The organism is Commensalibacter sp. ESL0382 (genome assembly GCF_009725775.1).
Taxonomy (GTDB): Bacteria; Pseudomonadota; Alphaproteobacteria; order Acetobacterales; family Acetobacteraceae; genus Commensalibacter; species Commensalibacter melissae.
On record NZ_WNII01000011.1, the window covers coordinates 631,291 to 646,350 of the forward strand.

The window sequence follows — 15,060 nt, forward strand, 5'->3', positions numbered from 1 at the left end:
ATGTAATTCTTGAGGAAATGGTTAAGTGCATGAAACAACTGAATTATAAAACAAGTCAAGGAAATTCCCCCAATCATGCAAAGCAGACCATCGCTATTGCCCGATCCAGACAATTAGTAAAGAGTAATATATTTCCCCCTGACGACTTACCCGCGCAAAAACAATTTTTACCCGGTGTTTTCGGTGTATTGGATATTGGCAGTACAAAAATCACCTGTCTAATTGGACAGGGTAAATCCAACGGAAAACTAAAAGTTCTGGGATATGGATGGAGACGCTCTCATGGCGTAAAACAAGGTGGTATCATTAATCTTAAAAGTGCTGAACGTGCAATCCGTTCAGCCGTTGGACAGGCAGAAGAGGCAGCCGAGCGTCGGTTAAATAAAATTTATGTAAATCTTTCTGGCGGTAAACCTGACAGCCAGCTTTACAATATCGAATGGCCAATTGGCGGAAGAGAAATCACCAATCATGACATATACCGGTTGGTTAACGAAGGAATTTTGAGAGCCCAAGTTGAAGGTCGTGAAATTATTCATGCCTTGCCTCTAAGTTTTAATGTTGATGAGACCGCTGGAGTTGAAGATCCCAGAGGACATCAATGTGAAATACTGAGTACAACATTACATATTATCAGCACTTCCGCCACATCCCTTAAAAATCTGGCAACTGTCTTAATGCGTTCTGAATTGGAAATTGAAAGCATCATATCCACCCCTCTAGCTGCTGGACTGGCAGTAATGGCACCAGACGAAAGGGATTTAGGCGCCACTATTGTGGACATGGGTGGCGGAACAACCTCTATTGGCATTTTCGGCGACAATCAACTTCTCTACACTTCACAAATTCCGATTGGTGGATCCCATATTACCAGGGATATAGCAGGTATTCTTTCAACCTCAATTGATACAGCGGAATGGCTTAAAACTAAATATGGCAGTGCTGAATATTCCTATAACGACGAATATCAGCAATTGCCCATTCAAATGATCGGTGACGATGATTACGAAATCATGACAAAAGTTCCGCTATCAAGAGTTATTTCTATTATCAGGCCACGGATAGAAGAAACACTTGAATTGATTCGAGACCGCCTGGATAATTCAAATATTGGCAAAGCAGCAAATGGCAGGGTTGTATTAACGGGAGGAGGTTCTTTACTTGAAGGACTCGGTCCCTTAGCAGCCCGTATCCTGAACCGTCAAATCCGCTTGGGAAAACCCAACAATATTATAGGATTACCCAATGATAGTACAACCTCGGCTGCCTTTTCTACTGCTGCCGGTTTACTCTGCTGGGCGGCTGGCGAGGGAAGAACCCTTGCGGATCTCGATTTCTCGAATAAAAAAAACAATGGTTTCCTTAAAAAAATAATTGAGTTTATAAGGATACACATATAAATATTTTCTTTGTATAATAGTAACTTTCCATTGTAACCTTACACATAGTTTACGAAATATCGGTTCGAGGACATTCATGACACTCAATTTAACGATTCCACAGCCCGCTTATGAAGATTTCACCCCTCGTATTACTGTTATTGGTGTTGGTGGAGGGGGAACCAACGCTGTGGATAACATGATTTTATTGCATTTGAAAGGCGTAGAATTTGTTGTTGCCAATACCGATGCGCAACAATTGATGAACAGTCATGCTGATAATCGTATTCAATTAGGTCCCCATCTAACCCAAGGGCTGGGAGCTGGTGCAAAACCGGATATTGGTCGCGCAGCTGCAGAGGAAGCCGCTGATGAAATAGCCCGGCATCTTGACAATATTCACATGGTTTTTATCACCGCCGGGATGGGTGGTGGAACAGGAACCGGTGCCGCACCAGTCATTGCAAGAATGGCACGTGAACGTGGAATTCTGACCGTCGGAGTTGTCACTAAACCCTTTACCTTTGAAGGAATTCGCAGGGCTCGATTGGCGGAAGCTGGCATTGCCGAACTTCAACAATTTGTTGATACTCTGATCGTAATCCCAAACCAAAACCTCTTCCGTACAGCAACTGAAAATACAACATGGAAAGATGCTTTCAAAATGGCGGATGAAGTGTTGTATATGGGGGTTAAAGGGGTGACAGATCTTATGATGTCGCCTGGACTTGTCAATCTTGATTTTGCCGATATCAGAACAGTCATGGCTGAAATGGGTAAGGCTATGATGGGAACAGGAGAGGTGGAAGGTGAAAATCGGGCTATCCGTGCAGCAGAGGAAGCCATTTCCAATCCATTGCTTGAAGATACGTCTATGGCTGGGGCAAAAGGATTGTTGATTAACATTACGGGCGGTGACGATCTGACCCTGTTTGAAGTCGATCAGGCAGCCAACCGTATTCGTGAAGAAGTTGCCGAAGATGCCAATATTATTTTTGGGTCCGCCATTGATGAGAACCTGACAGGAAAAATTCGTGTATCAGTGGTAGCAACCGGCATAGACAGCCCGGTGCAATATGAAAAGCAATCTCAAACTGTACAACAAGAGCAGCAGATATCTTCAAACGATACCGCACAATCAAAAGATTCAGATAACGCACAAACAGATACACCTTCTGAAAATAATCAGACACAGTTTGATACAGAAAAAAAATCGGATGAATCTTCTTTAAATGTATCATCTGAGACCAGAGCATCATTTGATCAATCGAAAGAAAAGAATCAAACAAATTTTTCTGATGATCCAATCCCTCCCTCCCCTGATTCTGTCCCAGAACGTGTGTCAAAAACATCACCACGTTCAGGTTTATTTTCAGATTCACGTCATCAGGAACCCGAAACTAACACTGCTCCCTCACGCAGTCTTTTTGGTATTGTTACCGGTGCCTTACGAGGAAGAAGCAATAATGGTTCACCTTCCTATCATCAAAAAAAGAATGAACCCTCTGTCTCCAATAGTGAGAATTCCAACAAAAATGACCAGGTAAGTAAATCTTCAGCTGAAGAGGCAAGCCTGGATATACCAGCTTTTCTTCGTAGAAAATCAAGATAATATTATTTATTATAGGCTTCAAAAGTTTTGAAGCCTCTAATAAAATATTAAATGCGTAACACTATGCAATAATCTTTGACTAGTATTCCCTTACTAAAAATTATAATGAAATTCATGTGAGTTATTAAATCTTGGTAATTATTTAGAGGAGAAAGCTATGAATTGTCCGCAAGTTCTACCCGCTTCAAAAAAGGTAAACATCGCATATAATTCATTGCTATCTTCCAAATTTACAAATGATATAAACTTATCCTTGCAATATACCCTTGCCTCTCCTGTTAATTTCTCAGGAATGGGATTGCACACAGGCAAGTTAGTTCATGTAAAATTGATTCCAGCCCCAGTAGGAACAGGAATTGTATTTTTTAGAACAGACCTTGATGACACACCAATTCCAGCCCATTATAATAACGTTATTGATACAAGTCTTAGCACGGTTATTGCTTCTCCGAATAACCCAAATATCAGAATAGGAACGGTTGAACATATTATGTCTGCGCTGGCAGGCTATCAAATTAACAATCTTTTTATCGAATGCAATGGGCCTGAAATACCTGTTTTGGATGGATCTGCCGCAAAATTCACCACGCTTCTACATAAGGCTGGCCGACAATCTCTTTATGCAGACAAACCCGCCATACAAATTATGAAACCTGTTCGGGTAGAGTATAACGACGCTTTTGCTGAATTTCATCCATCATCCGAAAATCAACTATCATTGTCATTAACGATTGATTTTCCAAATTCTCTGATTGGAAAACAAACCTTTGACATGGATCTAACCCCCCAGAATTTTCAAAGAGAAATAGCCTTCTGTAGAACATTCACCTTTAAAAAAGAAATAGATACACTTCATAAAATGGGTTTGGCAAAAGGGGGTAGCCTACAAAATGCCATTGTTGTTGATGACGGAAAAATTCTAAATCCGGAAGGATTATACTGTCCAAATGAATTTGTCAAACATAAAATGCTTGATGCCATAGGCGATTTATCTTTGGCAGGCCACCGACTGTATGGAAAATTTATTGGATATAAATCAGGACATAAACTAAACAATATGTTACTTCACGCCTTGATGAAACAAACAGATGCATGGCGCTTTCAATTTTCCCATCAATTATCAGGCAGGATTTACCATGATTCCCAGGTCATTTCTCTAGACAGATATCCTCTCAGACAAGAAACATAAAAACCTCACCTGCAAAACAAAATTTAATTTTACTAAATTAAAATCTTCCTCTTCCTTTCTTCCATGTTATAAAAGAAACATTATTTTTATTTTGTGCCATTTTATAGAATAGAAAGTCGTTAAAACTGTGGATACAGTGAATCAAAAACGTTATTTTTATCCAATACGACATTTTTTCCCATTATTACTTGCGACGAGTCTCGTTGCATGTGGTGGCGGTCATAAAGATCAAAAAAAGTTGAATGATAATTCAGCAGCAACATATCAGGAAAATACTCCTGAACAACTGTACAACAACGGTATAGATGGCATCAAGATTAGGAAATACAAATTAGCCACTAAACAATTCGAGTTATTACAGGAGAATTTCCCTTATTCAGGCTATACCCCTAATGCCCAACTAATGGAAGGATATGCTTATTATCTGCAAAATAAGTATCCAGAAGCGGTAAAACAATTGGAAACCTATTTACAGCTTCATCCAAATAGCCCTGATGCACCCTATGCCTTTTATCTTCGCGCCTTATGTTATTACGAACGCATTTCAGATGTCACAAGAGATCAGCAAGGCACAATGGAAGCGCTTAGTGCCTTGAATGATGTAGTAAGCCGTTTCCCCGGGACCTCCTATGCCCGTGATGCACAGCTCAAGATTGACTTATGCCGTGACCATCTCGCCGGTAAAGAAATGCTCATCGGACGCTTTTATGAACAGCAAAAAAACTATGAGGCCGCTGTTACCCGTTATCAACGGGTTATTTTAGACTATCAAACGACCAATCATGTAGCAGAAGCATTACATCGTCTCGTTGAAGTCTCCTTAAAATTGGGACTTATAGATCAAGCCCGTAAGACAGCGTCTGTATTGGGATATAACTATCCCAACAGTCACTGGTATCGCTATACATATAATGATTTAAGAAAATATCACCTTGTTTCAGAACAAACAGCCAAACCAACCAGTAAAAAACCTGGTTTCTTCAAACGAATGTGGTATTCACTCACTTCTATTTTTTAATAAAACATCCCTGTTTTATATACTGAAGCCCCAATGTTAATACAACTCTCTATACGTAATGTTGTTTTAATTGAAAAGCTGGATTTAACCTTCGATCAGGGACTTACGGTTTTTACTGGAGAAACAGGGGCAGGCAAATCTATTTTACTAGATAGCCTTGCCTTAACATTAGGAGAAAGAGCAAGCTCTTCCTTGATCAGGGCTGGATCAAATCAGGCTTCGGTCACAGCTTGTTTTGAAATCGAGAAAACACATCCTGTCTATCAGCAATTACAATTACAAGGTTATGAAATTCCAGAAATAACCGATCAGCCATTGGTCATTCGTCGTACTATTTCACAGGATGGACGTTCACGCGCCTATGTTAACGATCAGCTTATCAGTCTTAATTTTTTACGAGAAATTGGTCAACTACTTATCGAAATACAGGGACAGCACGCACAAATTGGTCTAATGGATATGCGAAATCATCTTTCTCTTCTCGATAATTTTGGCACTCCACTAAACTTATTGAATGAAACTCGCAAAACCTATTATCAATGGACTGAAACAACAGCAAAACTTGCCGCTCTTAAAAAAAATCTTGAAAAAACATTACATGAAGAAAAATGGTTACGAGAATCAGTTGAGGAATTAAAAAATCTTTCTCCACAAGCTGAAGAGGAACAAGAGCTTGTTCATAAAAGACGATCATTACAACAAAATGAAAGACATCTGGAATTACTGGTTTCTGCTCTTAATCAGCTTGCTCCCCAGGACCGTAAAAATAACCAGCCTTCCCAAGTCTTGCTAAATGCAAGCAAAACTCTTCAACGTCTCTTATCCAATTCTGAAAACACTTCATTTTCCGAATCTAATAAATCCATTCAAGCAGCATTGGAGGCGATCACTCAAGCAGAAGAATCTTTAGCGGAAGCGGAAACAACACTTTCACAGCTTGTAAACACGATTGAAATTGATCCTCAACAAATTGATGAAATAGAGGAACGATTATTCTCCCTACGCGGCGCAAGCCGGAAATATGGCGTGACTATTGATGAATTGTCCCATCTGCTTCAAGAATTTGAAATAAAACTCAATCAACTAGATATTGGAACAACACAAATCAAGACCCTCGAAATAGAAGTTAATCAACACCGCCAAAAATTTGAGGAAGCCGCCGAAGCACTATCACAACATAGACAGAAAATTGCCAAAAAGTTGGAACAAGCTGTTACTGCCGAATTAAAACCCTTAAAACTGGAACGCGCAAAATTCCTCGTATCTTTGAAGCCACTTAACAGAGACGCATGGAATCAAAACGGTAAGGAACAAATTGAGTTTTTGATTGCAGCCAATCCCGGTGTCCCTCCTGCCCCTTTGAACAAGTCCGCTTCCGGCGGGGAACTATCCAGACTTTTATTGGCTTTAAAAGTTGTTTTAAGCCAAAAGTCTACCTTATCAGCGCTGATTTTTGATGAAATTGATTCCGGTGTTGGCGGGGCGACCGCTTCGGCAATCGGTGAAAAATTACATCATGTCGCTCAAACTATGCAGGTATTTGCAGTCACACACAGCCCTCAAGTTGCTGCCAGTGGAGATACGCAATTTCAAATTAGCAAATTAATTAAAAATGGCGTAACCTATACCACAACAAAATGCCTGAATTCAAACGAGCGTAAAGAGGAAATCGCCCGTATGCTTGCTGGGAACCAGATTACTGACGCTGCCCGTTCCGCCGCAGATAGCTTACTAAATAAATAATAAAAAAAAATTAAGTACTCAAAATTATGCAAAAATTTCAAACTGATTTTCACCAGATTTCCATATCTGAACTATCTTCCGAACAGGCTCAAAAAGAATTGTCACAACTTGCCAATTTATTAAAATCATTGGATCACGCATATTACAATCAAGACGAACCTTTGGTGGAAGATGCTACCTACGATAAATTGCGCCAAAGATATAACAAGATCGAACTCCTTTTCCCACAATTCAGACAAAAAGACAGTATTAGCCAAAAGGTTGGAATCAAACCGACGGGAGGATTACAGAAATGTAAACATCTAATACCCATGCTTTCCCTTGATAATGTATTTGATATTAGAGAATTTGAAGATTTCATAAAACGAATCCAGCGTTATCTTGATCTCAAACCAGATGAACTTGATAATCTTCATTTTGTTGCAGAACCAAAAATTGATGGATTATCCATTAACCTTACCTATAAACATGGTAAACTAATCCAAGCCAGCACACGTGGTGATGGAACAACGGGAGAGGATGTTACCGAAAATGTCAAAACATTGCGGAACCTACCCTTGACACTTCCAGAAAATTATCCAGACACAATTGAAATTCGGGGGGAGGTTTACATCTCCAAGCAAGATTTTTTCAATTTAAATGAAGAACAGGAAAAAAATAACAAACGTCTTTTTGCCAATCCAAGAAATGCCGCAGCCGGCTCTCTCAGACAACTTGACCCTGAAATTACACGCTCAAGACCCCTTTCCCTATTTGTGTATGCACAGGGTTATACAGATAAATCAATCGCGGATACACATGAACATTTTTTAGAACGCTTACAGCAATGGGGCTTCACCGTTAATCCCTTATTCAAGGTTGTTAAAAATGCCCGGGAAGCGGAAGAATTTCAACAGTCCATTATCCATCAGCGTTCCGGATTGCCCTACGATATTGATGGAGTGGTTTATAAAATCAATTCTGTCACCTTACAAAACCGATTGGGATTTATCGGACGATCCCCACGCTGGGCAACTGCATGGAAATTCCCGGCGGAACAGGCAATAACCCGCATAAAAAAAATCGAGATTCAGGTTGGACGTACGGGCGCTTTAACGCCTGTGGCCCTCCTTGAACCCGTAAATGTTGGTGGCGTTATCGTAACAAGAGCCACCCTTCATAATGAAGATGAAATAATCCGTAAGGATATCAGGGAACATGACCAGGTCATTATACAACGTGCCGGTGATGTAATTCCCCAAATTTTGCGAGTTGATATATCCTGCAATTCTCAAAATCGTGCAGCGCCTTTTATATTCCCCACACATTGCCCTGTTTGTGGAGCTATTGCCGAAAAACCAAAAAACGAAGCTGTAAGTCGTTGCACAGGTGGATTGTCCTGTAAAGCCCAGATTGAGGAACGATTAATTCATTTTTGCTCTAAGGATGCTTTCAATATCGAAGGTATGGGGGAAAAAACCGTTCTCGATTTTTTCCGTATGGATTTAATCGAACAACCTGCGGACATCTTTCGTTTATATCAACATCAACAAACTATACTAAAACTTGAAGGCTGGGGAGAGCTTTCTTTAAAAAACCTTTTAACCGCCATTGACCAGCATAGAAGGATTTCACTGGACCATTTCATTTATTCCCTTGGAATTCGAAGGATAGGGCTTGCAACAGCCAAAATTCTGGCCAGATACTATACATCATATACCAACTGGAAGGAACAAATGCTGGCCGCCCGGCAAACTGGCTCTGAAGAAAGATTGGTATTGGGTTCCATTGAGGGAATTGGTCCTGCAATCGCGGATGAAATTGTTGCGTTCTTTACCGAAACGCATAATTTGACAACCCTGCAGGATCTTGAAAAGGAACTGACCATTCAGGATGTGCAGTATCAGCAAATGGGAAAACTTGCTGGTAAAACAATTGTTTTTACAGGAACCCTATCTTCCATGACACGTTCCGAAGCTAAAAATATTGCTGAACGGCTTGGGGCAAAAGTAACAAGTTCCGTTTCACAAAAAACCGATTTCGTGATCGAGGGCACAGATGGTGGCAGTAAAGCACGAAAAGCAAAAGAACTTGGTTTGCAATGTCTCGATGAACAAGAATGGAATGAATTGATTGGATCTGAAAAAACATAATAATCAAACAAGATTTATTTCAAATATCTTGGTAAAATATTCTCTTCAATATGATTTAAAATAAACCTGCCGGAAGCTTCAAAACTTTCCTCACTGTAATGCTGTTGCATATATTGACGTGCATTAGCAGCATAATACTGTGTTTTGCTTGGATTATGATAATATTCCAGAATTTGTCTAGCTAAAAGTTCTGGAGAATTTTTATCAATTAATGTTCCTATTGGATTATTCCTGAAAGCACTCCGCATCTCCCCAACATTTGTTGAAATAACCGGAATACCGACTGCCAAAGCTTCATGAACGGCAATACATAAGCCTTCATAAACAGAAGTTTGCAAATATAAATGAAGTTTTGATAAAAAATTCATGACATCATCTGAAAAACCGATCAATTCGACATTATCCACTTTTAATAAATGAATAAGGTTTTTCAAATGCCGTTCCTCCTTTCCCGATCCAGCAATGGATAATTTTATCCGTTTTCCAACCTCGGGATAATGATGGTTGATGTAAGCCATCGCCCTGATCATTAAGGGAAAATTTTTTACGGTATGTAAACGCCCAACTGAACCAATATGAAATATTCCTTTGCCATTCCATACTGAACCCATAGGTAGATTGTGTGGAATTTTAAATAAAGACCAGATTTTTATACGATCTTCAGGAACTTTCATTTTCGATTTCAAAAAATTGGCAACTCCTGTTGAGTCAGCAATCCAAAGCCGACTTAATCGCTGCATCAGAATTGTTTTGATTAATCTCAAAGAATAGCTGTTTGCACTATGTTTCCAACTGACAACCGGAATCCGGTTCCATAACCCCACCAATTGGCCGTCCACCGTCGCACGTGTCAATGACGTCCATATAACATCGGGAGGGGAACGTTTTACAATTTGGTTGAAATGAAAAGTGGATTTATATCTATTTTCATTATTTCCTGATAATAAACGGTAAGAAATATTACTTTTTTTAAATAAATCAACAGTTTCCATATTTCTCGGTATACAGCCGAACAATTCAACGGAATGCCCCAGTCTCTTGAATAAATTTATCAGATCAGGAATTACGAATTCAGCCCCACCCCCATCAAAACTGCTAACAATATAATATATCTTCATATAGATAACCGAAACAATAATTACAAAACATACTGATCTTACCAACCTTTTACAGAAGATTACGTTATTTGCCAATATCAATATAAAATATTAACAAATAAATAAATAAATATTAATTATCCTTAATAAAAACATAAAACAGGCAAGTAATAATCCAATAATATATTTAAAACTCAAATAGTTACTTTTGAATTATTGATTGTATGATACAATTATTGGGTCAAGAAAATAACAATTGGCTTATGAAACAAAAATAAAATAAGGAGCTACAAATGAGTAAAAAGGTTTTTACTACAGCTGAAGGTATTCCTGTTCCCGACAACCAGAATTCCAGAACCTCTGGACCTCGTGGTCCAATTCTATTGGATGATTTCCATCTGGTTGAGAAACTTGCTCATTTTAACCGTGAAGTTATACCCGAACGGCGTGTTCATGCCAAAGGGGCGGCCGCTCACGGAAAATTTGTAGTTACCCAAGATATAACCAGATATAGCTGTGCCAAAATATTTAGCGAAATAGGTAAAGAAACCCCGATGTTTGCACGCTTCTCACAAGTTGCAGGCGAAAGGGGATCAGCCGATACGGTAAGGGATCCACGCGGTTTTGCCTTGAAATTCTACACTGAAGATGGAAACTGGGATCTTGTCGGAAACAACACTCCCGTGTTTTTTATTCGTGACCCCCTGAAATTCCCCGATTTCATCCGTACCCAGAAAAGGGATCCTCAATCCAATCTAAAAGATCCCAATTTTCAATGGGACTTTTGGTCTTTATCTCCCGAGGCCCTGCATCAGGTCATGATCCTTTTCTCTGACCGGGGTATTCCCGCCAGCTATCGATGCATGCATGGTTATGGAAGCCACACTTTCAGTCTAATCAATAAGGATAATGTCCGCACTTGGGTAAAATGGCATTTCAGAACAGAACAGGGTGTTAAAAATCTTGATCCTAAAAAAGCTGGAGAATTAGCCGGTTCCAATCCGGATTACCTTACCGAGGATTTATTCAATGCAATCAAGGAGGGCCATTTCCCAAGATGGAAAGCCTATATACAGGTTATGTCGATTGAACAGGCAAAGAATCACAAGGATAATCCTTTCGACGTTACCAAAGTTTGGTCACAAAAAGAATTCCCATTGCATGAAGTTGGATATTTTGAATTGAATCGTAATCCAGGAAATTATTTTGCCGAGGTAGAACAGGCGGCTTTTTCCCCTGGCAACGTTGTTCCCGGCATAGGCGTTTCCCCGGACAAAATGTTGCAAGGACGTATATTTGCCTATGCTGATGCCGCACGGTACCGGGTTGGAACAAATCATCAGCTGCTGCCCATCAATGCCGCAAAAAGCCCTGTAAACAATTACCAAAGAGATGGATATATGCGTTTTGATGATAATGGAGGCGGAATGACAAACTATGAACCAAACAGCGATCCAGATGCACCAAAACAAACGAACACTCCTGAAAACTATTTCCCGGATTATACATCCGGTGAAGGGGGAAGGTACGACAACCGCGTTGACCAAGACTATTACAGTTATCCAAGGGCCTTGTTTCATTTGATGAAACCAGAACAAAAGAGTCTGTTGATCAATAATTTTATTGAATCCCTGCAAATGGTTCGAAAGGATATTCAAAAACGCGTGTTGGAACACTTCCAGAAAATTGACCCGGAACTGGAACAAAAAGTAGCGACGGGTCTAAAATGACAAAGTAATCATCCGATTTTTCAAATATAGAAATTAATATTTGGTTTTTTAAAGTAATCCCTTGATTAAAACCCATAATCGGGGGATTATAATTTTGTAAAATTTACAAACATACTTAATAAAAAGAGCGCGACTCTTCCCCTTATTTACTTAGAGTAAAGACTTTAATTTTATTAAATTACTCTTATATATCTCTAAGAAACTATAATGGTGATAAAGGATATACAATATTATGAGTACTACATTCTTTCTTCCACCTGTAAATATTATTGGTAAAAACGCCTTACAAGACGCTATTTCCCACATTCAGGGACATGGTCTCAAGCATGGCCTTATCGTTACAGATTCATTTCTAAGCAAAAACGGAGTAGTCAAAAAAATTGCTGATATGCTTGATCAGCAAGGAATTAAAACAAATGTTTTTGATGGCACCCATCCCAATCCTACCGTAACAAATGTTAATGACGGATTAAAAATACTCAAAGAAAATAATTGTGATTTCGTTATTTCCCTTGGGGGTGGTTCTCCGCATGATTGTGCCAAAGGGATTGCCCTGCTTGCCACCAATGGTGGTGAAATCAAAAATTATGAGGGAATTGACAAATCCAACAAACCTCAACTTCCATTAATCGCAATCAACACAACTGCTGGAACAGCCAGTGAAATAACCCGTTTTTGCATTATCACGGATGAAACACGCCATGTTAAAATGGCTATCATTACACCTCATGTAACACCTATTTTGTCTGTCAATGATCCCGCTTTAATGGCGGGTATGCCTCCTGGACTGACTGCTGCGACAGGTATGGATGCTCTGACTCATGCAGTTGAAGCCTATGTTTCCACTGCCGCCACACCCATCACAGATGCGTGTGCCTTGAAGGCCGTAACCCTAATCGAAGAAAATCTGCGCAATGCAGTTAAAAATGGCCAGGACATGCAAGCTCGTGAGAATATGGCCTATGCAGAACTGCTCGCAGGAATGGCATTCAATAACGCATCCTTGGGATATGTCCACGCAATGGCACATCAGCTTGGTGGTTTTTATGGTTTGCCACATGGGGTTTGTAATGCAGTACTGTTGCCTCACGTTCAGGAATACAACCTCCCCAAATGTGCCGCTCGTTTAAAAGATATTGCAAAGGCAATGAATATTGATGTCAGTAGCATGAATGATGAGGAAGGCGCCAAAGCCTGTATCGCGGCTATCCGCAGCCTCTCAAAAGATATTAACATTCCTGCCAATCTGACAGAACTGAAGGTTCAGGAAAAAGATATTCCCACCTTGACTGCCAATGCGCTTAAGGATGCTTGCGCCCTGACCAATCCCCGTCAGGGAAATGCTGAAGAAGTTGCGGCAATCTTTAAATCAGCAATGTAATTAATAAATTCATAACTTAAAAAAAAGGATATGGATAACCATATCCTTTTTTTATCATCTATCTAATGTAAATTACTGAAAGATATTTAAAAGTCTACACGACTTTTGAATCCGAGAAAGGCTGCGTTAGGAATATTTTTTTGTGCATTTGGATGAATCTCGTATTGAAAATCAGGTTGAAACATAACTCCATCATAAATATGAATTAAATAAGTAAGCTCTACCGTTGTTTCTGCTGATTGTATTCCAGATGCTCCTGAAACAATATCCCCGATGGGAAAACCTGACATTATGTTATATCGTTGTGCCTTGCGTGCTTCCCGACTCATAATTTGATGAACAAATAGAACACCTATTCCATCCATAGGCCGTGATTTCCAAAATCCGGTATTGATAATGGCCGCCAGAAATTGATTTTGTCTTTGAAATGTTTTTGGATTACTGTGAACAAAACCAAGATATCCTATCAACCCGTCCAAATCACCCGGCCCATTTCGCTGAATCATCTGATCCAGTAAAACCCATTCCTCATCCCGTCCCCTTTTCCATTTCTGATCTATTCCATTAGCCGAAGTGATATGCCCCCCGTAAATGGAACGGCCCCAAACAGGATAAGGTGACGTATCATAGGCAAATCCAATTTTATAATGTCCCGTTAATTCATGCTTTCCCCATTTTGGTTGATAGATCATTTCTATAGGAAATTCCCCACCGGCATCTTCACCTGTTCTCACCACAGCGGCCCAGCCTGCCCGATGGCCGGCCCTATTGCTATAAGCCGCCCGACTTACCTGATACATGCCTATACGTATAAAATATTGAGGAGTGGCCTGAAACAGAATATTAATTCCCCATTCTGAATCCGGCCATGCTGAAAAACCTGCCGCCTGTCCACTTAAGGGTTTTGGATTACCGCAAATTCCATTATTCATGAAATAACACTGAATGGGGCTGGTTGCAAAGCTTGCCCCGACATCCATCCTTCCAAAGGACATGATCATGCGATCTTCCAAAAGATGTTTATCCAGATACAGATTTACTAGTTTTGCAACAACATTCCCACCAGCACCATATAATTCCTGCACCTGTGTTATATTTTCCCCAAGCCCTGCACTCAGATTGCTTCCATAACGACCAATGACTGTCATATGTCCAACCAGACCATTCGTGATCCAGTTATCCCCAATCAATACTTCCCAATCAATATCTATATTTGCATCCACTGCACCTGTATTGGTTGATTTCTTTTGATGATATCCTGAAATATTTCCTGCAAATTCATTTTGGTTGTCAAAATTGATATTAATGCCCCGGTTATACAACCACGAATGCAATCCCCACCAATTTCCAAGCAAATGTTCCGGTTGGGGCAAATAGGGATTTGTTCTCTCTTTCTGCATTCTTTGGATATCAATACGGTTACTTTCTGCACGACTGACAGCTGTTCTCCATCCACCACTACTACCAGCCGGAATCATGTGCCAATCCGTTAACTCATCATCATATTTTCGATTTTGTTCCAAAGAATCTGTTTGTGAATTTTGAGCATGAACAATTAAATTATTATTTTCTAATTGTATAAAAATAACAATTAAAGAAAAACATAATAATTTAAATATTTTTGATAATAAAATATCTTTATTAAATATTTCTTTCATGTTTTCCCATAATTTATTTATTTTTTTATTACATTTAACAATAAATAAATATTATTTTTCAATATAAAATACTTGATATGTATTTTAATTTTAAATCAATGTATTTTATTTACAGCTAGTT

General features: G+C 39.5%; 10 protein-coding genes. 8 read left to right on the top strand and 2 right to left on the bottom strand.

Going from position 1 to position 15,060, the window contains the following annotated elements:
- The first annotated feature begins 29 nt into the window (after nt 1–29).
- The 6 genes from ftsA (at nt 30) to ligA (ending at nt 9,073) form a co-directional block, all read left to right on the top strand.
- A complete protein-coding gene (gene ftsA / locus GM552_RS07115) occupies nt 30–1,400 on the top strand; it encodes a cell division protein FtsA (protein WP_196424164.1) in 1,371 nt (456 codons plus the stop codon).
- A 76-nt stretch (nt 1,401–1,476) separates the two neighbouring features.
- Complete coding sequence (gene ftsZ / locus GM552_RS07120) at nt 1,477–2,991, top strand: cell division protein FtsZ (RefSeq protein ID WP_155565837.1); 1,515 nt, start codon at nt 1,477–1,479, stop codon at nt 2,989–2,991.
- Between the two features lie 157 nt (nt 2,992–3,148).
- On the top strand, nt 3,149–4,180 hold the full coding sequence (lpxC, locus tag GM552_RS07125) for a UDP-3-O-acyl-N-acetylglucosamine deacetylase (RefSeq protein ID WP_155565838.1): 1,032 nt from the start codon (nt 3,149–3,151) through the stop codon (nt 4,178–4,180).
- A gap of 136 nt (nt 4,181–4,316) precedes the next feature.
- Nucleotides 4,317–5,198, top strand: a complete 882-nt coding sequence (locus GM552_RS07130) for an outer membrane protein assembly factor BamD (RefSeq protein ID WP_370533607.1) — start codon at nt 4,317–4,319, stop codon at nt 5,196–5,198.
- A 33-nt stretch (nt 5,199–5,231) separates the two neighbouring features.
- Nucleotides 5,232–6,941: a DNA repair protein RecN gene (gene recN, locus GM552_RS07135; protein ID WP_155565839.1), complete on the top strand. Its 1,710-nt coding sequence runs from the start codon at nt 5,232–5,234 to the stop codon at nt 6,939–6,941.
- Nucleotides 6,942–6,967: 26 nt separating this feature from the next.
- Nucleotides 6,968–9,073, top strand: coding sequence for an NAD-dependent DNA ligase LigA (gene ligA / locus GM552_RS07140; protein WP_155565840.1), 2,106 nt, complete (start codon nt 6,968–6,970; stop codon nt 9,071–9,073).
- A gap of 14 nt (nt 9,074–9,087) precedes the next feature.
- On the opposite strand, the gene GM552_RS07145 is transcribed toward ligA, so the two are convergent.
- On the bottom strand, nt 9,088–10,191 hold the full coding sequence (locus tag GM552_RS07145) for a glycosyltransferase family 4 protein (protein WP_155565841.1): 1,104 nt from the start codon (nt 10,189–10,191) through the stop codon (nt 9,088–9,090).
- 272 nt (nt 10,192–10,463) lie between these two features.
- Here GM552_RS07145 and GM552_RS07150 point away from each other — a divergent pair, with 272 nt between their 5' ends.
- Nucleotides 10,464–11,900 (top strand): catalase, encoded by a 1,437-nt coding sequence (locus tag GM552_RS07150; protein ID WP_155565842.1) that lies wholly within the window; start codon nt 10,464–10,466, stop codon nt 11,898–11,900.
- Nucleotides 11,901–12,132: 232 nt separating this feature from the next.
- Complete coding sequence (gene yiaY, locus GM552_RS07155) at nt 12,133–13,281, top strand: L-threonine dehydrogenase (RefSeq protein WP_110438481.1); 1,149 nt, start codon at nt 12,133–12,135, stop codon at nt 13,279–13,281.
- Between the two features lie 86 nt (nt 13,282–13,367).
- On the opposite strand, the gene GM552_RS07160 is transcribed toward yiaY, so the two are convergent.
- Nucleotides 13,368–14,939, bottom strand: a complete 1,572-nt coding sequence (locus GM552_RS07160; protein ID WP_155565843.1) for a carbohydrate porin — start codon at nt 14,937–14,939, stop codon at nt 13,368–13,370.
- Between the last annotated feature and the right edge of the window lie 121 nt (nt 14,940–15,060).